Source organism: Actinoplanes sp. NPDC049681 (assembly GCF_044465265.1).
Classification (GTDB): Bacteria; Actinomycetota; Actinomycetes; order Mycobacteriales; family Micromonosporaceae; genus Actinoplanes.
The window spans coordinates 593,271-611,938 of the sequence record NZ_JBITLP010000003.1; the positions used below are offsets into that span (position 1 = coordinate 593,271).

Sequence of the window (18,668 nt, forward strand, 5' to 3'; positions counted from 1 at the left end):
AACCGATCCGGGGCACCGAGCCGAGGCTCACAGCGACGCCGGCTCAGCCGTCCAGGCGCGGACCCTCCGTAAGAAGGTCCTCCGCCAGCAGAGCGAACTGCACGTCGTCGCTGCGGCGCCCCCCGGCCCCGGGCAGACGCGAGCGCAGATACGCCTCGCGTTTGAACCCCGCCTTCTCCAGCACGCGCTGCGATCCCACGTTCTCCGGCAGGGCACCCGCGATCAGCCGGGCGATGCCCGTCTCCGCGAACGCCCACAACGACACCAGCTGCGCCGCCCGGGTCGGGTAGCCCCGGCCGCGCCAGGCCGGGAGCATGCTGTAGCCGATCATCGCCTGGCCGGTGCGCGGCTCCTGGTAGTAGAGGCCGATCTCGCCGGTCGGCGTACCGGTGGCGGTGTCCACGATGACCAGGTCCGCGCGGTCGCCGGCCAGCCAGTGCGACGGCGCCCAGGCGCACCGCCGGCGCATCTGCTCGGTGCTGGGCCGGACCGGCGGAACGCTGGTCGCGACCACGTCCGGCTGCGAGTGCAGCTCCACGTAGAAGTCGGCGTCGGACTCGGCCAGCGGGCGCAGGGTCACCACGCCGTCGGTCAGTTCGCCGCCGGGGAGGTCGGGCAGCAGCCGTTCCACCGGGCCGGGCGGGTCTGCGGCGAGCCGGGCGTACGCGAGCACGTCGTCGCGGTCGCCGTCGTGGCCGGGCAGCGCTGCCCGGCGTACCCCCTCGGGCTGGAACCCGGCAGCGAGCGCGACCCGCTGACTCGGCGCGTTCTCCCGATGGGTGAGGAGTTCGAGCCGGGCGAGCCCGGTGTGGAACGCGTGCTCGGCGAGCGCGCGGACGGCCGCCGTCGCCACACCGCGGCCGCGTGCCCACGGCCCGGTCCAGTAGCCGATCTCCGCCTGACCGCGTCCCGGCTGCACCCGGTCCATGCCGATACCGCCGAGCATGCGGTCGCTGACCGGATCCGCTACCGCGTAGAAGCCACCGCCCGCTGCGAATAGCCGGGGCGCGAGCTCGTGCAGGTATTCCTCGGCGTCCGCGCGCGTGAACGGCACCGGCAGCATCGCCATGAACCGGCGCATGTCCGGATCGTTGTAGCCCGCCATCAGGTCGTCCAGGTCGGTGGGACGCAGGCCGCGCAGCCGTACGCCGTCGCCCGGGATCGTCGGCGCGATCACGCGGCCTCGCCCCTGAGCAGCGACGCCGTCCAGCAGTCGCGTCGCTCGCCGTCGATCACCAGCGCCCGCCGTAGCAGACCCTCCATCGTGAAACCCGCCTTCTCCGCGACCCGTCGCGACGCCTCGTTGCCGACTTCAGCCCGCCACTGGATGCGCGTCAGTCCCAGCGTGTCGAAGGCCCAGCCGCAGACCGCCCGGACGGCTGTCACCGCGTACCCCCGGCCCCGCACGCTCCGCGCAACAGAAAAACCCACCTCGCCTGCCGCCGGGTCCGTGCCAGTCAGCTCAAGATGAACCGATCCCATGTACGTGTCATCGCGGTCGACAACCGCAAACACCGCTCCTTCGCCTCCGGACCATCGCCGGGGCACATTGACGGCCACATGCTGCAGTGCGTCCGCCTCGGTGTAGGGGAGCCGGACACCGAGCCACCGCACCACATGGGGGTCGTTGCGGCAGGCGGCGATGGCGGAGACGTCCTTCTCCGCCGGCTTGCGCAGAGTCAGCGTCCCGGCCTGGATGGTGGGGTGGTCGCCGCCGAAGACGCGGGCCGCACGGCGTACCGAATCAGCCACCTCGGTCCCCGGGAGAGTGAGATTCTCCCTGGTGAGTGCCGCCAGCCAGGTGTCCGGAGCGGGCCGCGTGCCGATCATCCGGAAGCCCAGCCGGAGCGCCGTCAGGCGCGAAGCATGATTACCCACCGTGGCCCTCCAGTCGATCCTGGTCAGGCCCTCGTGCTCGAACGCCCAGTGAACTAACGCCCGGCCGGCGCGCTCGGTCACCCGGCGCCCGCGAGCCCACGGTGCCGTCCAGTAGCCGAGCTCCGCCGTGCCGCGCGCCCGGTCGAGGGCGTTGAGCGCGATGCTGCCGGCGAGGCCTTCCTCGTCGAAGACGCCCAGGTGAAGAGCGGTGCCGGCCCGTTGCCAGGCCGCTGCCGTCTCCCCCACGAAGGCGCGGGCATCTGCCATCAGGTACGGCCGGGGCAGGCCACTCACCCAGCGGTGGAGCAGGGGGTCCTGACACGCCCGGAACACCTGATCGGCATCGCCGGGCTGCCAGGGGCGGATCGTCAGCTCGTCGACGCGCAGATCAGGGAGGTGCACGGGGGCCATCCTGCCCTCGGTCGCGCGCGGACCGCCACCGGGTTGGAGATGGCCGACGCGCGAGCGGCCTGAAGGGTTGCGCGACCGGCGGAGATGCGCTGTCAGCGAACTCTCAGCCCTGTTTCGTCCTCTTTGCGAGTTTAGTAGGAGGCTCGGGTCACGGCTTCCCATGGAAGACGCCTACGATGGTCCGGCAGACCGTCTAGGGGAGCGTTGACCCGTGTCGATTTTGGAAAAAGTCCTTCGCGCCGGTGAAGGCCGCATGTTGCGCCGCCTCAAGGCGATCGCCCAGGCGGTCAACTCGATCGAGGACGACTACACCGACCTCACCGACGACGAGTTGCGCGAGCAGACCGAGCACTTCAAACAGCGCTATGCCGACGGCGAGTCGCTCGACGACCTGCTGGTCGAGGCGTTCGCGGTCGCTCGCGAGGGAGCACGCCGGGTGCTCGGGCAGCGCGCGTACGACGTCCAGCTCATGGGTGGCGCCGCGCTGCACTTCGGCAACATCCCTGAGATGAAGACCGGTGAGGGCAAGACGCTCACCGGCGTCTTCCCGGCGTACCTCAACGCCCTCAGCGGGGACGGCGTGCACATCATCACGGTGAACGACTACCTCGCCCAGCGCGACGCCGAGTGGGTCGGCCGGGTGCACACGTTCCTCGGCCTCACCGTCGGCGTCATCCTGCCCAACCGGCCCGCCGCCGAGCATCGCGCCGCGTACCAGTGCGACATCACGTACGGCACCAACAACGAGTTCGGCTTCGACTACCTGCGCGACAACATGGCGTGGTCGGCCGCCGAGCTGGTGCAGCGCGGCCACAACTTCGCGATCGTGGACGAGGTCGACTCGATCCTCATCGACGAGGCCCGCACCCCGCTGATCATCTCCGGCCCGGGCGAGCACTCCGCCCGCTGGTACGGCGAGTTCGCCGCCCTGGTCAACCGCCTCCAGAAGGGCAAGGACGGCGAGGGCGACTACGAGGTCGACGAGGCCAAGCGCACCGTCGCCGTCACCGAGCGCGGCGTCGCCCGCGTCGAGGACCGCCTCGGCATCGACAACCTGTACGAGTCGGTGAACACCCCGCTCGTGGGCTACCTGAACAACGCCATCAAGGCCAAGGAGCTCTACAAGCGCGACAAGGACTACATCGTCGACGAGAACGGCGAGGTCCTCATCGTCGACGAGTTCACGGGCCGCATCCTGCACGGCCGCCGCTACAACGAGGGCATGCACCAGGCCATCGAGGCGAAGGAGGGCGTGGAGGTCAAGCAGGAGAACCAGACCCTGGCGACCATCACGCTGCAGAACTACTTCCGCCTCTACAACAAGCTCGGCGGCATGACCGGTACGGCGCAGACCGAGGCCGGCGAGTTCAACCAGGTCTACAAGGTCGGCGTCGTGAGCATCCCGACGCACCGGCCGATGATCCGGATCGACCACCCGGACGTCATCTACAAGACCGAGAAGGCCAAGTTCAACGCGGTCATCGAGGACATCGCCGAGCGGCACGCCACCGGCCAGCCGGTGCTGGTGGGCACGGTGTCGGTCGAGAATTCCGAGATCCTCTCCCAGCTGCTGCGCCGCCGCGGCATCCCGCACAGCGTCCTCAACGCGAAGTTCCACGCCCAGGAGGCGCAGATCATCGCGCAGGCGGGCCGCAAGGGCGCGGTCACCGTCGCGACCAACATGGCCGGCCGCGGCACCGACATCCTGCTCGGCGGCAACCCCGAGTTCCTCGCGGCGGCCGAGCTGCACCAGCGCGGCCTCGACCCGGTGGAGAGCCCGGAGGAGTACGCGAAGGCCCTCGAAGAGGTCATGCCGTTCGTCAAGGAGGCCTGCGAGGAGGAGGCGGCCGAGGTCATCGCCGCCGGCGGCCTGTACGTCCTCGGCACCGAGCGGCACGACTCCCGCCGCATCGACAACCAGCTCCGCGGCCGCTCCGGCCGTCAGGGCGACCCGGGCGAGTCCCGGTTCTACCTGTCGCTGCAGGACGACCTGATGAAGCGGTTCCGCGCCGGCGCGGTCGAGGCGGTCATGGACCGCTTCAACATCCCGGAGGACGTCCCCATCGAGTCGAAGATGGTGACCCGCCAGATCCGCAGCGCCCAGACCCAGATCGAGGGCCAGAACGCGGAGATCCGCAAGAACGTCCTCAAGTACGACGAGGTGCTCAACAAGCAGCGCCAGGTCATCTACGCCGAGCGTAAGCGCGTGCTCGACGGTGAGGACATGCACGACCAGGCCCAGCACATGATCGACGACGTCGTCACCGACTACGTCCACGCCGCGACCTCCGAGGGCTACGCCGAGGACTGGGACCTCGAGCAGCTCTGGACCAACCTCAAGCGCCTCTTCCCGCTCAGCCTCACGATCGAGGACGTGGTCGAGGAGGCCGGCGGCGAGCGCAGCGCCATCGACCAGGAATTCCTCATCGCGCAGGTCAAGGAGGACGCGCAGCGGGCGTACAAGGCCCGCGAGGACGAACTGGGCGAGGAAGCGGTCCGCGAACTCGAGCGCCAGGTCCTGCTCGCCGTGATCGACCGCAAGTGGCGCGAGCACCTCTACGAGATGGACTACCTGCAGGAAGGCATCAGCCTGCGGGCGTACGCCCAGCGCGACCCGGTGGTCGAGTACCAGCGCGAGGGCTTCGACATGTTCAACCAGATGATGGAGGGCATCAAGGAGGAGGCGGTCGGCTTCCTCTTCAACCTGGAGGTCCAGGTCGAGGAGGCCCCCACGGTCACGGTCGACCCGTCCCAGGCCCGCGAGATGCCCACCGACGAGCCGGAGCAGCACGTCGAGGTCCGCGCCAAGGGCCTCGGAGGAACCCGCCGCCCGCAGAACCTCCAGTACACAGCCCCCGCCATCGACGGCGAGGCCGGCGCGGGAGCCCCGCAGATCCAGCAGGCGCCGGAGCAGCAGGCGCCCGCCCTGGGCCTCGGCTCGGCCCCGGTCGTCCCGGCCAGCCCCGCCCACACAGGCGCCCACCGCGCCGCCGGCCGCAGCTCGGGCCAGGCAGAGGCGGGCAACGGCCCGTCCCGAAACGCGCCGTGCTACTGCGGCTCGGGCAAGAAGTACAAGCGCTGCCACGGCGCGCCCGGCGCGGTCTGATCCCTCCCGGGCGGGTCTCCTGACCGCCGCCCGGTGCGTCTCACAATCCGGCCTCCGCGACTCGTTCGCGGGGGCCGGTTTCGTCGGGCACGGCCTCGGGACCACAGCGCGCGGCCCGGCGGCCCGGCAGCTCGGGGGCCCGGCGCCCGGCAGCTCGGGGGCCCGGCGGCCCGGCAGCCCAGCAGCCCGGCAGCCCGGCGGCCCCAGCAGCCCGGGGGCGGGGCAGCCCGCCAGCCCGGCGGCGCGGTGGCGTGGCACCCCGGCGGCGTGGCGCCCCGGTAGCGCGGCGGCCTGGTGTCCCGGCGGCCTGGTGTCCCGGCGGCCTGGCGGCCTGGTGTCCCGGCGGCCTGGCGGCCTGGCGCCCTGATGGTCGGGCAGCCCGGCGGCGCAGCCAGCGCGGTTTTTGCCGGGCCCGGGCGGTCCGCCGCTTGGGGGGTGTGCCCCAGGACCGCCGACCGTCGCCCGCCGTTTTGCGCTCCTCGGCCGCCTGCCCGTCCTTGGTTGCCTCTCCGCCGCACCGCCCGCCGCGTCCTCGACGGTCTGCGGAACATCGCTCGCGCGCCTTCCCTCGCTGGTTGCCTGCCTGCGCGCCGGCCTCCGCGCGGCCGCTTGTCGGCCGCCTGCCTGCCCGTCGTTGACCGCCTGCCCGTGGTTGACCGCCTGCCCGTGGTTGACCGCCTGCCCGTGGTTGACCGCCTGCCCGTGGTTGACCGCCTGCCCGGGGTTGACCGCCTGCCCGGGGTTGATCGCCTGCCCGGGGTTGATCACCGGTCCTTGACCGGCTGCCTGTCCTTGACCGGCTGCTTGCCCTTGGCCGACGCCCTTGGTCGCCTCGGCCCTGGCTGCTCGGCAAGCGTCACCGTGGTGCCCAGGACGGCCGCCGCCTGTGGTGCTCACCGGACGCCCCGGGTGATTCGAGTGGCCTGGCGTGGTTGCCGCAGTCAGATCAGGCGCAGGACCGTGGCCAACCAGGCCTCGTCGTGTTGCTCGAGGCGGAGGGCCATCGCCCAGGTACGGTCGCCGATCAACAGCAGGACCGCCGCCTCCACCGCGCCCGGGCGAGGTTCGCAGAGGCTGGATCTCAGTACCGCCACCGGGGCGGGCCGCCGGACGCGGGAGTGGACCCGGCGGGCTTCCGCGACTCTCCGGGCGCCGACGAGTCCCTGGGCTACGACCGTGGCGGCTTCTCGCGGCTGGGCGAGCCGGCGGAGGTGCGCCGCCGGGCGGTACCCGTTGAGGACCTCGACGCAGGACCCGACGAACCTCCGAACGGCCAGCTTGGCATCAGGGGAAGCCCCGACGACCGACGCCGAGCGGCCCGACCCCGCCGAAGAGGCGGACGGCCCGGAAGTCCCCGACGGCCCGGAAGCATTCGACGGCCCGGGAGCGCCCGACAGCCCAGAAGACGCAGATCCCGGCGAAGAGGCCGCCGCCGCGGAGTAGCCGGACCGAGAGGCGGCGGCCGTCAGCGCGGCGGAGCCCGAGGCAGGGTAGGAGGCGGCCGCCACGCTGCGCGCCTGAGAGCCCAACAGCCCTGCCGCGGAGGTCGGCCTCCTCCAGTCCAACGTCAGCTGGTGCGGGGAGGACCACGTCTCCGGCGCGCGCTCGTCGTCGAAGGGTGGCTCGCTGCGTGGCGCCCTGCGGAGCCTGATTGCCGGTGTTGCCTGCTCTTTCTCCAGTTCTGCCGTCGACACACCGCACCCCGATCCTTGCGTTTGCCTTCGTTTGCTTACGACGACGAGTGTGGCGGGTGCGCGCGAGGACGGTCAATGCCAGGTTCGGAGCCTGTGGACAACGGGTGGACTACTCCGCGTCCCGGTCGATGAGCGGGTTGTCCTGGACCCAGGCGGCGGTCTCCGCGTACTTGTGCTCGATGTATTCCTCGAGCTTGGCCCGCTCCACCCGCCATTGCCCACGCCCGCCGATTTTGATGGCGGGGAGTTCTCCGCTGCGGACCATGTGGTAGACCTGCGAGTCGGAGACGTTCAGCTCGGCTGCCACCTCGGACAGCAGCATGAACCTGGCCTCCACGAGCCCTCCGCTCAATCGGTTGTGGCGTGATCGGGCCTTAGTTTGCCATCGTTTGCCTACGACAGCTCCGGCGGATGCGGCGGCCTGTGCAAAGAGCCGTCCAGGGCCCGGCCGGTGAGCGGACTTGAGTAGACGACGCTGGTCGTCACTGGCCCCAGCCCCGAAATTCGGCCCGTGACCTCCTCGAGGTGTCGCATCGACCGGGTCAGCACCTTGAGGACGAAGCAGTCCTCACCGGTCACGTGGTGCGCTTCGATGATCTCGGGGGTCGTGTCCAGGAGCGCGTGGAAGGGCCTGTAGTTCCCGGTCGGGTAGCGCAGGCGTACGAATGCCATCACGGTGAGGCCGACCCGCTCCGGGTCGATTGCGGCGCGGTAGCCGGCGATCACCCCGGCCTCCTCGAGTTTGCGCACCCGCTCCGCGACCGCGCTCGGCGACATCGCCACTGCCCGCGCCAGGTCCGCGTAGCTCGCGCGGCCGTCTCGCTGCAGCTCCGCGAGAAGCTGCCAATCGGTACGGTCGAGAGCAGAATCAACGGCCACGGCTGGAAGCTACCGCTGGATCGACGGCAATAGCAACCGATCGCCGTTGTCATCCCGTGGAGCGACGACGTCCTGCGACCTAGCGTGATCGGCATGAGACCACCCGCTGAGATCTTCGCCGAACGCCTCGCCACCCAGACCGATGTCGCCGACGTCCGGAGTGCCCCGGACGGCGGGTTCGTGCTCGTCGACTCCCGTTCCCGTGCCGCCTGGGATCAGGGCCATCTGCCCGGCGCCGTACACCTGCCGACCGCGGACATCGCCGGCCGTGCGGGGGAGCTGATCGACCCGGCGACACCCGTGGTCACCTACTGCTGGGGGCCCGGCTGCAACGGTGCCACCCGTGCGGCTCTCGCGTTCGCGCTGCTCGGGTACGAGGTCAAGGAGATGCTCGGCGGTGTCGAGTACTGGATCCGGGAAGGCTTCCCGCTGATGACCGCAGCGGGCGAGGTGGTCCGCGACCCGGATCCGCTCGTGGCACCCACCGGCGTCGCTTGCGGCTGTTGAAGGCGCGGAGTCGACCTTCCGGTAGCGTGCGCGGGGACGGTCGAGTCGCCCAGGGGGAAGCAAGTGCCGATCACCGATCTGGTTCGGGTGTACGTGCCCGCCACCGTGCCGATGCTCACCGGGCTCAAGTCGTCCGGGCAGCTCGGTGACGGCCCGGTCGTCGCGCAGGCGGTGACCCCCGCGCTGCGCGAGTGGTACGCCGAGGGCGACGAGGAGGAACTCGAGTACGTCGCCTTCACCCGCGCCGCTCAGGCCGCCCTGCAGCTGCTGCGGCACGACTCCGCGGCGCCGCGCCGGCGGGTCGTCGTCTCGGCCGATGTCCCCGCCGGTTCGCTGGTGCGCGAGGACGTCGAGCTGGGCTCCAGCACGGTACGGGTGCCGCAGCCGATCTCCCTCAAGGAGGTGGCGTCGATCCACGTGGACGGCGCCGAGGCCGCCGAGGCCGTCGCCGCCGCCGCGGACGTGGTGGAGGAGGCGCTGGCGGGGGACCCGGACGCCCAGTTCACCGTCGACGGCGCCGAGGATCACGAGCTCGAGTGGTACGCCGTGAGCGAGCTCGACGAGCTGACCTGATCAGTCGTCGGTGCGACTGCCGACCGGTTTCGCCTCCTCGTCCCGCGCGGCCCGCTCGATCTCGTCGGGGTCCGCCGGCTGTTCCGGCGCCGTCTCCGCCGGGGCGGTGGGGGAGCCGAGGGTGCGGCCGACCGCCACCATCGCCGTGAACGCCCCCACGAAGAGCACGATCAGGCCGTTGTTGAGCCGGCTGCCGCTGAGCATCTGCTGCACCGTCAGCTCCAACTCGCTCACCTTGCCGGCCAGCTCCAGCACCCGGGCTCCCGCCGTACGCGTAAGAGCCTCACCGACCACCAGCAGCAACCCCGGTCCGGCGCCCGCCAGGGCGTAGAGCGGCCACCGGAGGTCCACGCCGGTGCGGTGCCGGGCGCGGCGCAGCACGCGGTAGACGATCAGCCCGGCCGCGAGGCCGCCGAGCGCGCCCTGCGCGAAGCCGAAATAGTTCGCCGCGTCGGCCCGCGACGACGACGTGTCGCGCGCGCCGAAGACCGGAAGCAGGTCGTGCTGCAGGAAGCTGAGCACCACGCCGACCAGGAACACCCCGATCGCGCCCCAGCAGACGGCCGCGGTGATGCGGGGATAGCGGAAGCCGGCCAGCGCGCCGCCGATCGTCGCCGCGGCCGCGATGGTGCCGCCGACGACCGCGTAGATCCAGCCGTCGGTGTTGATCGTGATGATGGTGAGGCCACCGAGGAGCCCGAGGACCAGCCCGGTGCCGGTGGCCGCGGCGAAGCGGACGGTGCGGCCGCCGCGAGTGAGGGACGTCACCACGGCGAGCGCGACCGCCGCGCCGGCGACGAGGCTCGCCGAGACGGCTCCGGGCATCGCGTATGCGGTCGAGGTGACCTCCATCGCGGCGTCCCCACGGCCGGTGATCGTGGCCCGCGCCGACCACAGCATCGCGGCCATCCAGGCGAGCCCGGCGATCGCCAGGAGGATGCCGCGCGAGGGCGCCCGTTCCGGCCCCTGCCAGGCCGTTTCGCCCGCGATGACCTCGCTGTCCGCCTCACTCATGGACCTCAGCGTACGCGGGGCCACCGACGCTTTCCGACCGCCTGGGAGGGGTCGCTCGCGTGCAAGGATGGAGCCGACTCACGATGTCGTTCAACGAGGAACCCAGAAGGTCGAGGAGTACGTGATGGACGCCCAGTTTTCCGTGCCGGTGCCACGGAACGAGCCCGTACGCGGCTATGCGCCCGGCAGCCCCGAGCGCGCCGCCCTGCAGTCGCGGGTCGAGGCCCTCGCGGCCGAGCGCCTGGAGCTGACGAACACCATCGACGGCGTCCAGAAGCGTGGCGGGGGCGACGCCATCGACGTCGTGCAGCCGCACAAGCGGCACCATGTGCTGGGCGTGACGTACAACTCCACCCACGAGGACGCCGCGGCCGCTGTGGCCGCCGCCAAGCGGGCCGCTCCGGCGTGGCGGGCATTGCCGTACAGCGAGCGCGCCGCGGTTTTCCTGCGAGCGGCCGAGATGCTGGCCGGCGGGTGGCGGGACACGCTCAACGCGGCCACCGTGCTCGGTCAGTCGAAGTCGGCGTACCAGGCCGAGATCGACTCCGCCTGCGAGCTGATCGACTTCCTGCGCTTCAACGTGGCCTTCGGCGAGCAGATCCTCGCCGAGCAGCCGCAGTCCGCGCCGGGCTTCTGGAACCGCTTCGACCACCGTCCGCTCGAGGGCTTCGTGTACGCGATCACCCCGTTCAACTTCACCGCGATCGCCGGCAACCTGCCGTCCGCGCCCGCGCTGATGGGCAACACGGTGGTCTGGAAGCCGTCGCCGACCCAGCAGTTCTCCGCGCACTTCACGATGCGCCTGTTCGAGGCGGCCGGCCTGCCGCCCGGCGTGATCAACATGGTGACCGGCGACGGCCTGGCCGTCTCCGACGTCGTCCTGGCCGATCCCGACCTGGCCGGCATCCACTTCACCGGCTCCACGGCCACGTTCCGGCACCTGTGGCGTGAGGTCGGGTCGAACATCGACCGCTACCGGTCGTACCCGCGGCTCGTCGGTGAGACCGGCGGCAAGGACTTCGTCTTCGCGCACCCCAGCGCCGACGTGGACGCGCTGCACACCGCGCTGGTCCGCGGCGCGTACGAGTACCAGGGCCAGAAGTGCTCCGCGGCGTCCCGGGCGTACGTGCCGCGCGGCATCTGGGAGGGCGGCCTGCGGGACCGGCTCGCGGCGACGGTGGCCTCCATCCGGTACGGCGACGTCACCGACCTGTCGACGTTCGGCGGTGCCGTGATCGACGGCCGGGCGTTCGCGAAGCACGCGGCGGCCCTGGACCGGATCAAGAACAGCGCCGCCTGCACCGTGCTGGCCGGCGGTACGGCCGACGACAGCGAGGGCTGGTTCGTCGCTCCGACGCTGGTGGAGTCGAGCGACCCGGCGCACGAGGTGTTCACCACCGAGTACTTCGGCCCGATCCTCGGCGTGCACGTCTACGAGGACGGCGACTTCGAGGGGGCGGTGGCTCAGGCCGAGGCCGTCTCGCCGTACGCGCTCACGGGTTCGATCTTCGCCACCGACCGCGCGATCGTCGACTGGGCGAGCACGGCCCTGCGGAACGCGGCGGGCAACTTCTACATCAACGACAAGCCGACGGGCGCCGTCGTCGGCCAGCAGCCCTTCGGCGGTGCCCGCGGCAGCGGCACCAACGACAAGGCCGGTTCGATGCTCAACCTGCTCCGCTGGGTGTCCCCGCGGACGATCAAGGAGACCTTCGAGCCGCCGACGGCGTGGCAGTATCCCCACATGGGCTGATTGTCCGGTTCGCGGGTCGTCGTCTTTTCTTCCGCGGGAGAACGGGCGGCGATCCGCAACCTTTATGGGGCTTCGTGACTTCGAGCGCCGTCTGACCGTTTCTCTGCTCCATTCTACCGTGCCGGACCCGTCCTCAAGGGCGAAACGCCCGGTCGCGACCCTCGTGGTCGGACTGTCTGTGCGGGACAGTCGTTTGTGGAGACGCAAATTGGACGGATCGGGCGAAATCCTGGACGCCGGAGCGACAAAGTGGCAGCTTAGAAGGCATGCCCGACTCTCAAATCAACCCAACGGCTGCCGCTCTGCTCGGCCTGCTCCACGATGGGCCGATGACCGGCGGACAGCTGATGGCGGCTGCCGAACGCCGCCTCGGGCCCTACTGGTCGATGACGCGGAGCCAGGTCTACCGCGAACTGCCCGTCCTCGCCGAAATGGGCCTCGTCCGACTTGGCAAGCCGGGGCCACGGTCCAGCCAGCCCTATGCCATCACCGCCGCCGGCAAGCGTGCCTTCAGCCGGTGGCTCGCCGAGGCCCCCGGCCGCGATGCGATCCGTAACCCGGTCGCCCTGCGTGTCGCCTTCGGCCAGCAGCACGCCGGTGGCCAGCTCAAGACGCTCTACACCGGCGCCAACGAGTACCACTCCGAGGCCCTCGCCATGGCGCGGGAGCAGGCCAAGGAGGCCAAGAAGGCCGGCGACGCGTACGGCGCCGCCGCCCTCGAGTTCGCAGTCGCGTACCACAAGGCGGCGCTGACCTGGCTCAAGGCCGCACCCGCGGAGTGACGATCGAAGCACGCAGTACGGGCCGCCCGGCCGCGACACGGGCCGGGCGGCGTATTCTTGACCGTCGTGAGTGCAGCCGACTTTCCTGAACAGCTCAAGGCCCTCGACGCCACCCTGCGCAACATCGAGAACGTGCTCGACCTCGACAAGCTGCGCCGCGACCGGGCGGAGCTCGAGGAGCAGGCCTCCGCCCCCGACCTGTGGGACGACCAGGCCCGCGCTCAGGACGTCAACTCCCGGCTGTCGTACGTCGCCGGCGAGATCTCGAAGATGGAGAAGCTTCGCTCGCGCCTCGACGACGCCGCCCTCCTGCTGGAGATGGCCGAGGACGAGGGGGACGCCGACTCGGTCGGCGAGGTCGGCGACGAGCTGGTCAAGCTGCACAAGGCCATCGAGGAGATGGAGGTTCGCACCCTCCTCTCCGGCGAGTACGACTCCCGTGAGGCGGTCGTCGCCATCCGGGCCGGTGCCGGGGGAGTCGACGCCGCGGACTTCGCCGAGATGCTGCTGCGCATGTATCTGCGCTGGGCGGAGCGCCACGGCTACCCCACCGAGGTGTACGAGACCTCGTACGCCGAGGAGGCGGGCCTCAAGTCGGCCACCTTCGCGGTGAAGGTGCCCTACGCGTACGGGACGCTGAGCGTCGAGTCGGGCACGCATCGCCTGGTCCGCATCAGCCCGTTCGACAACCAGGGCCGGCGCCAGACGAGCTTCGCCGGCGTCGAGGTGATGCCGGTCGTCGAGCAGACGGACCACATCGACATCCCCGAGAACGAGATCCGGGTCGACGTCTACCGTTCGTCGGGTCCTGGTGGACAGAGCGTTAACACCACCGACTCCGCTGTGCGCCTGACGCACATCCCGACGGGCATCGTCGTGACGTGTCAGAACGAGAAATCTCAGCTCCAGAACAAGGCCTCGGCCATGCGGGTGCTCCAGGCGCGGCTGCTCGAACGCAAGCGCCAGGAGGAGGAGGCGAAGATGGCCGGCCTCAAGCAGGACACCACCGGCTCCTGGGGCGACCAGATGCGTTCGTACGTGCTGCACCCGTACCAGATGGTCAAGGACCTGCGCACTGAGCAGGAAACGGGCAATCCGTCGTCGGTCTTCGACGGCGAGCTCGACGAGTTCATCGAGGCCGGCATCCGGTGGCGCAAGCAGACCCAGATGGCCGGCTGAGCCGTCCGCGACACGCCGCCTGAACGAAGAGTCAGGCGGCGTTCACCTTGGGTGCAGATTCCGCCCGCCGCGGTGAAGATCAGCCTCGCGGGGCGCGAAAACCGGCCACCGCCGGGGTTGGCGTTTCCGTTACACCGCGTAGACTCTCCACCCGTGATTCAGCTCGAGAACGTGACGAAGACGTATCCGAAGGCGTCTCGGCCGTCGTTGGACGATGTCAGCGTCGGTATCGAGAAGGGTGAGTTCGTCTTCTTCATCGGCCCCTCCGGTTCCGGCAAGTCGACGATCATCAAGCTCCTCCTGCACGAGGTGGCGCCCACTCGCGGCAAGGTCGTGGTGAACTCCAAGGACGTCACCTCGATGCGGTCGTGGAAGATCCCGCACTTCCGCCGCTCGATCGGCTGCGTGTTCCAGGACTTCCGCCTGCTGCCCAACCGCACGGCGTACGAGAACGTGGCCTTCGCCCTGGAGGTCATCGGCAAGACCAAGGCCGTGGCCCGCCGGGTCGTGCCCGAGGTGCTGGAGCTGGTGGGTCTCGGCGGCAAGGAGCACCGCTACCCGCACGAGCTCTCCGGCGGTGAACAGCAGCGTGTCGCGGTGGCCCGGGCGTTCGTCAACCGGCCGCTGATCCTGCTGGCGGACGAGCCGACGGGCAACCTGGACCCGGACACGTCCATCGAGATCATGCGCCTGCTGGACCGGATCAACCGGACCGGCACGACGGTCGTGATGGTCACCCACGACTCCAACATCGTCAACCAGATGCGCCGCCGGGTCATCGAGATCGAGAGCGGGCGAATCGTCCGCGACCAGGCGCGAGGCGTCTACGGCTGACACCGGGCCCCGCCCCCACAGCTTTTCCTGATTTACGAACGCGGAGTCCCGGAAGGAACCCCCGATGCGTTTCAAGTACGTCCTCAACGAGGTGCTGGTCGGCCTGTGGCGCAACGTCACGATGACCATCGCCATGATCATCACCATGTCGGTGTCGCTCACCATGCTCGGCGCCAGCGTGCTGATGTACATGCAGGTCGACCAGATGAAGAACTACTACTACGGGGAGATCCAGGTTTCGATCTTCCTCCGTGAGGACGTCACGGACGCTCAGCGCGCCGCGATCAACCAGGCCATCGACCAGAGCCCGCTCGTGAAGGAGAAGGAGTACGAGACTCGCGAGCAGGCCTTCGAGAAGTTCAAGGTGCTGTGGCGCGACGAGCCCGACTTCATCAAGTCGGTCACTCCGGACAGCCTGCCGGAGTCGTACCGGGTCAAGCTCAAGGATCCTGAGCAGTACCAGGCGTTCGCCGACCAGATCAAGGGCCAGCAGGGCATCCAGGAGATCATCGACCAGCGGGAGCTGCTCGAGAAGGTGTTCAAGATCTTCAACGCGATCCAGGTGATGGCCCTGGTGGTGGCCGGCTTCATGGCCCTGGCGGCGCTGTTGCTGGTGGGTAACACCATCCAGGTGGCCGCGTACAGCAAGCGCCGCGAGGTCGCGGTGATGAAACTGGTCGGCGCGTCGAACTGGTTCATCCAGGCACCGTTCGTCCTCGAGGCGGTGGTGGCCGGCCTGATCGGCGCGATCCTCGGCTTCGTGTTCATCTTCGTCGGCAAGGTGGTGCTGCTCGACGGCCGGCTCCAGGCGCTGACGAACGTCCTCACGCCGATTCCGGACGGTAACGTCTGGCTGATGCTCCCGCTCTTGGCGGCGGTCGGCGCAGGAGTCTCAGCAATCACCGCCTGGATCACCCTGCGCTTCTACCTCAAGGTCTGACGACCCTCGAGCGCCCGGTCGCCGCGCATCCCGTACGGGGTGCGCGGCGATTGCCGTTCTGGGCGATTTCGGCGGATCGTGACGGAAAGTCGGAGTACGGTTACTCTTCGTGGAGTTCAATCGACGCCGACACCACGGGTCCCGTACCGCGCTGGCCGTCTGCCTGAGCGTGCTCTGCAGTGCCGGGCTCGCCGTCGCGGCCCCCGGCACGGCCCACGCCGACCCGTCCCAGGACGACGCCCGCAAGGCCGGCCGGGCCGTGGACCGCGCCGAGGCGATCCTCGAGGACGCCACGGCGACCGCGCGCAACGCCGCCCGCCGCCTGGAGGCCGCCACGGCCGCCCTGCCCGCGGCGCAGAACAAGGTCGCGACCTCCCGCGGGATCGTCGCCGCCGCGTCCGTCCAGGCGGCCACCGCCCGCCGCAAGGCCGACGCCGTCCGCGAGACGTACGACCGGACCGCCGCCGCCTTCGCCGCCGCCGAGCACCGGGTGTCGGACGCCCGCGACCGCGTCGACGACATCGCCGCCGCGTCGTACATGGGCGGCAACTTCGCCGCGATCAACGTGCTGGTCGGTGCCCGGGGGCCGCAGGACGCCATGGATCGCCTCGGCATGGTCGATCAGGTCATGCAGCACCAGCAGGACGACGTCGACACGCTCATGGCAGCGCAGCGGGTCGCGCGTATCCAACAGGACAAGGCCGGCCTCGCCAAGCGCGCGGCCGAGGACGCCGAGCGGGAGGCCGCCGACAAGCTGGCGGCGGCCCGCGACGCCCAGGCCGCCGCCCAGCGCGCCCGCGCCGCCGTCATCCGGCTCGCCCAGAGCCGCAAGTCGGCGCTGCGGCTCGCCCGCTCCCAGCGCGCCATCGTGCTGGCCAAATACGAGCAGGCCAGGGCCGAGGAGGCGCGCATCCAGGCCGCGCTGCGCGGCTGGGACGACAAGAACGGCGGCGGCTCGTACGCCGGCGGCACCCTGCTCATGCCCGTCCACGGCTGGAAGACCAGCGACTTCGGCACCCGCTACGACCCGTACTACCGGGTGTGGCAGCTGCACGCGGGCACCGACATCGCGGCCCCCGGCGGTACCCCGATCCACGCGGCGGCGAGCGGCCGGGTCATCCGGGCCGGCTGGAACGGCGGGTACGGCAAGTACACCTGCATCGCCCACGGCAAGAAACAGGGCCGCAGCTTCTCCACCTGCTACGGCCACCAGTCCCGGATCTCGGTGCACCCCGGCCAGTACGTGCGCCGCGGAGAGGTCATCGGGCGGGTCGGCACCACCGGCGCCTCGACCGGATATCACCTGCATTTCGAGACGCGCTTCGACGGCGTACCGAAGAATCCCCTGAATTATCTGCCGAGCTGCCTGTGCTGACCCGACGCTAGAATGGCCCTTTCCCCCGGGGTAAGGAGCTCAGATGCCGCGCGAACAGGGGCGCAAAGTGGTGGCCTCCAACCGTAAAGCGCGGCACGACTACGCCATCCTCGCCACCTACGAGGCAGGCATGGCGCTCACCGGCACCGAGGTGAAGTCGCTGCGCGCCGGGCGGGCCTCGCTGGTCGACGCCTTCGGCCACGAGAACAACGGCGAGATCTTCCTGCACGGGATGCACATCCCCGAATACACCCAGGGCACCTGGACCAACCACGAACCGCGCCGCACCCGCAAGCTGCTCCTCAACCGCGAGGAAATCACCAAGCTGACGGGCAAGCTCCGCGACGACGGCGTCACCCTCGTGCCGCTCCAGGTCTACTTCCACAACGGGTACGCGAAAGTCGAGCTCGGGCTGGCCAAGGGCAAGAAGGCGTACGACAAGCGCCAGGATCTCGCCGCCAGGGACGCCAACAAGGAAATCCAGCGCGCCATGGGGCGCCGGAGCAAGGGCATGGATTGACGGGTAACCTCGCCGCGGCCCACAACACCCGCGCGAAGGGATCGCCGTTGTCCGGCAAGCACACCCCAGGACAGTTCGGCCTGCCCCGTTACTCGTTCATCGCCGCGGCCGCCACGCTGCTCGTGATCCTGGTGGCGTGGGTCGCGGTACGTGCGACCGGCCCCGGCTACGACCAGGCACCCGTGCTGATCGTGCCGCCCTCGTCACCCGTGGCGGACGCCGGCTACGCGCTGCCGTCCACGATCCCGGTCGTCGCGCCGTCGCCCGTGGTGTCGAGCACGTCGTCCCGCCCCGTGCGCCCGTCCGCCACGCGGAAATCCGTCGCGCCGACTTCCGCCGTACCGAAGAAACCCGAGCGGACACCGACCCCCGCCCGGACCGCATCATTCACCGCGACCTACCGCACCGGAGCCACCTGGGACCGCGGCTTCATCGGCGCGGTCCAGGTCACCAACACCGGGCGGACCGCGCACGACTGGCGGGTGAGCGTCACCTACCCGTCCCGCGCCCGGGTGGCCGTGACCAACGTCTGGAACGCCCAGGTCACCCACGCCGGCGACACCTGGACCTTCACCGCCGCCGACCTGGCCCCGGGCGCGACCGCCGCCTTCGGCTTCCAGGCCACCCAGCAGTCCCGGGACGGCGCCCGCCCCACCGGCTGTGTGGTGAACGGCACGCCCTGCCGCATCGGCTGATACCGGAATGAACTCCGGGCACCGACGCGTTAGTCTTGTACGGCTGCCGCAGTCGCGGCGGCCCTACGAGGGGGTGACTGGTTTCGACTTCGTACGTGGAGACAGGGGAAGCGAGCCGAGGAAGCCGACGTCGTCTCGAGAATCGGTCGTCGGAAAACAATAAGCGCCAAGGATAACTCCCGCGCTGACTTCGCTCTTGCCGCCTGAGGTAAGTAGCAAGTCTGTCGGACTGAGCACACCTCCGGCTCAGATCTCCGGCATCAGCTAGGAGGTTGGCCAAACGGTCCCGGTCGCGGGGACCGTGCGGCGAGATCAATCAGCGACTGGGCCCGTCACACCATCTTGCTCACGTGAACGGTGGGGCCGAGTAGAGGCACAGTGAGCTGCGCTCGGAGAAGCCCTGACAAAACAACGAAGGACCCGGGTTCGATTCCCGGCACCTCCACGGCCGACGGCCCCCGGTTCGCGAAGAGCGCGAACCGGGGGCCGTTCCGTATGTCTGCTCCGGGGCCGAGCCCCCGGACGCCC

At 70.2% G+C, this 18,668-nt stretch carries 17 protein-coding genes and 1 other RNA gene; 12 read left to right on the forward strand and 6 right to left on the reverse strand.

Annotated features, from left to right (window positions below; translation table 11 throughout):
• Positions 1-43: 43 nt before the first annotated feature.
• Positions 44-1,177 (reverse strand): GNAT family N-acetyltransferase, encoded by a 1,134-nt coding sequence (locus ACIBO8_RS12615; protein WP_396115264.1) that lies wholly within the window; start codon positions 1,175-1,177, stop codon positions 44-46.
• Complete coding sequence (locus ACIBO8_RS12620; protein WP_396115265.1) at positions 1,174-2,280, reverse strand: GNAT family N-acetyltransferase; 1,107 nt, start codon at positions 2,278-2,280, stop codon at positions 1,174-1,176. The genes ACIBO8_RS12615 and ACIBO8_RS12620 overlap by 4 nt, the downstream gene beginning before the upstream one ends.
• A 220-nt stretch (positions 2,281-2,500) precedes the next feature.
• Between ACIBO8_RS12620 and secA the strand changes: the two genes are divergently transcribed.
• Positions 2,501-5,395: a preprotein translocase subunit SecA gene (gene secA / locus ACIBO8_RS12625; protein ID WP_396115266.1), complete on the forward strand. Its 2,895-nt coding sequence runs from the start codon at positions 2,501-2,503 to the stop codon at positions 5,393-5,395.
• Positions 5,396-6,336: 941 nt separating this feature from the next.
• Here secA and ACIBO8_RS12630 read toward each other — a convergent pair.
• From ACIBO8_RS12630 to ACIBO8_RS12640, 3 genes are all read right to left on the reverse strand, one after another.
• On the reverse strand, positions 6,337-7,089 hold the full coding sequence (locus ACIBO8_RS12630) for an Rv3235 family protein (RefSeq protein WP_396115267.1): 753 nt from the start codon (positions 7,087-7,089) through the stop codon (positions 6,337-6,339).
• 109 nt (positions 7,090-7,198) lie between these two features.
• Positions 7,199-7,411 (reverse strand): helix-turn-helix domain-containing protein, encoded by a 213-nt coding sequence (locus tag ACIBO8_RS12635; RefSeq protein ID WP_396115635.1) that lies wholly within the window; start codon positions 7,409-7,411, stop codon positions 7,199-7,201.
• A 71-nt stretch (positions 7,412-7,482) separates the two neighbouring features.
• Positions 7,483-7,968 carry an Lrp/AsnC family transcriptional regulator gene (locus tag ACIBO8_RS12640; protein WP_396115268.1) on the reverse strand — a complete coding sequence of 162 codons (486 nt, stop codon included), beginning with the start codon at positions 7,966-7,968 and terminating at the stop codon, positions 7,483-7,485.
• A gap of 93 nt (positions 7,969-8,061) precedes the next feature.
• Here ACIBO8_RS12640 and ACIBO8_RS12645 point away from each other — a divergent pair, with 93 nt between their 5' ends.
• Both ACIBO8_RS12645 and ACIBO8_RS12650 read left to right on the forward strand, forming a co-directional pair.
• A complete protein-coding gene (locus ACIBO8_RS12645) occupies positions 8,062-8,475 on the forward strand; it encodes a rhodanese-like domain-containing protein (RefSeq protein WP_396115269.1) in 414 nt (137 codons plus the stop codon).
• Positions 8,476-8,586: 111 nt separating this feature from the next.
• Entirely contained in the window at positions 8,587-9,048 is a 462-nt protein-coding gene (locus tag ACIBO8_RS12650; RefSeq protein WP_396115636.1) for a DUF6912 family protein, read from the forward strand.
• Here ACIBO8_RS12650 and ACIBO8_RS12655 read toward each other — a convergent pair whose 3' ends face one another.
• A complete protein-coding gene (locus ACIBO8_RS12655) occupies positions 9,049-10,062 on the reverse strand; it encodes a hypothetical protein (RefSeq protein ID WP_396115270.1) in 1,014 nt (337 codons plus the stop codon).
• Between the two features lie 124 nt (positions 10,063-10,186).
• On the opposite strand from ACIBO8_RS12655, the gene pruA reads away from it, so the two are divergent.
• The 9 genes from pruA (at position 10,187) to ssrA (ending at position 18,588) form a co-directional block, all read left to right on the forward strand.
• Positions 10,187-11,815: an L-glutamate gamma-semialdehyde dehydrogenase gene (gene pruA, locus ACIBO8_RS12660; protein WP_396115271.1), complete on the forward strand. Its 1,629-nt coding sequence runs from the start codon at positions 10,187-10,189 to the stop codon at positions 11,813-11,815.
• 266 nt (positions 11,816-12,081) lie between these two features.
• Complete coding sequence (locus tag ACIBO8_RS12665) at positions 12,082-12,597, forward strand: PadR family transcriptional regulator (RefSeq protein WP_396115272.1); 516 nt, start codon at positions 12,082-12,084, stop codon at positions 12,595-12,597.
• Between the two features lie 66 nt (positions 12,598-12,663).
• Positions 12,664-13,776, forward strand: a complete 1,113-nt coding sequence (gene prfB, locus ACIBO8_RS12670) for a peptide chain release factor 2 (protein ID WP_396115273.1) — start codon at positions 12,664-12,666, stop codon at positions 13,774-13,776.
• Between the two features lie 153 nt (positions 13,777-13,929).
• Positions 13,930-14,610 carry a cell division ATP-binding protein FtsE gene (gene ftsE / locus ACIBO8_RS12675; protein WP_364705778.1) on the forward strand — a complete coding sequence of 227 codons (681 nt, stop codon included), beginning with the start codon at positions 13,930-13,932 and terminating at the stop codon, positions 14,608-14,610.
• 64 nt (positions 14,611-14,674) lie between these two features.
• Positions 14,675-15,550 carry a permease-like cell division protein FtsX gene (ftsX, locus tag ACIBO8_RS12680; protein WP_396115274.1) on the forward strand — a complete coding sequence of 292 codons (876 nt, stop codon included), beginning with the start codon at positions 14,675-14,677 and terminating at the stop codon, positions 15,548-15,550.
• 109 nt (positions 15,551-15,659) lie between these two features.
• Complete coding sequence (locus ACIBO8_RS12685; RefSeq protein WP_396115275.1) at positions 15,660-16,925, forward strand: M23 family metallopeptidase; 1,266 nt, start codon at positions 15,660-15,662, stop codon at positions 16,923-16,925.
• A 43-nt stretch (positions 16,926-16,968) separates the two neighbouring features.
• Complete coding sequence (gene smpB, locus ACIBO8_RS12690; RefSeq protein ID WP_396115276.1) at positions 16,969-17,445, forward strand: SsrA-binding protein SmpB; 477 nt, start codon at positions 16,969-16,971, stop codon at positions 17,443-17,445.
• Positions 17,442-18,140 carry a cellulose binding domain-containing protein gene (locus ACIBO8_RS12695; protein WP_396115277.1) on the forward strand — a complete coding sequence of 233 codons (699 nt, stop codon included), beginning with the start codon at positions 17,442-17,444 and terminating at the stop codon, positions 18,138-18,140. The genes smpB and ACIBO8_RS12695 overlap by 4 nt, the downstream gene beginning before the upstream one ends.
• A 69-nt stretch (positions 18,141-18,209) precedes the next feature.
• Positions 18,210-18,588, forward strand: a transfer-messenger RNA (tmRNA) gene (gene ssrA / locus ACIBO8_RS12700).
• The last annotated feature ends 80 nt before the right edge of the window (positions 18,589-18,668 follow it).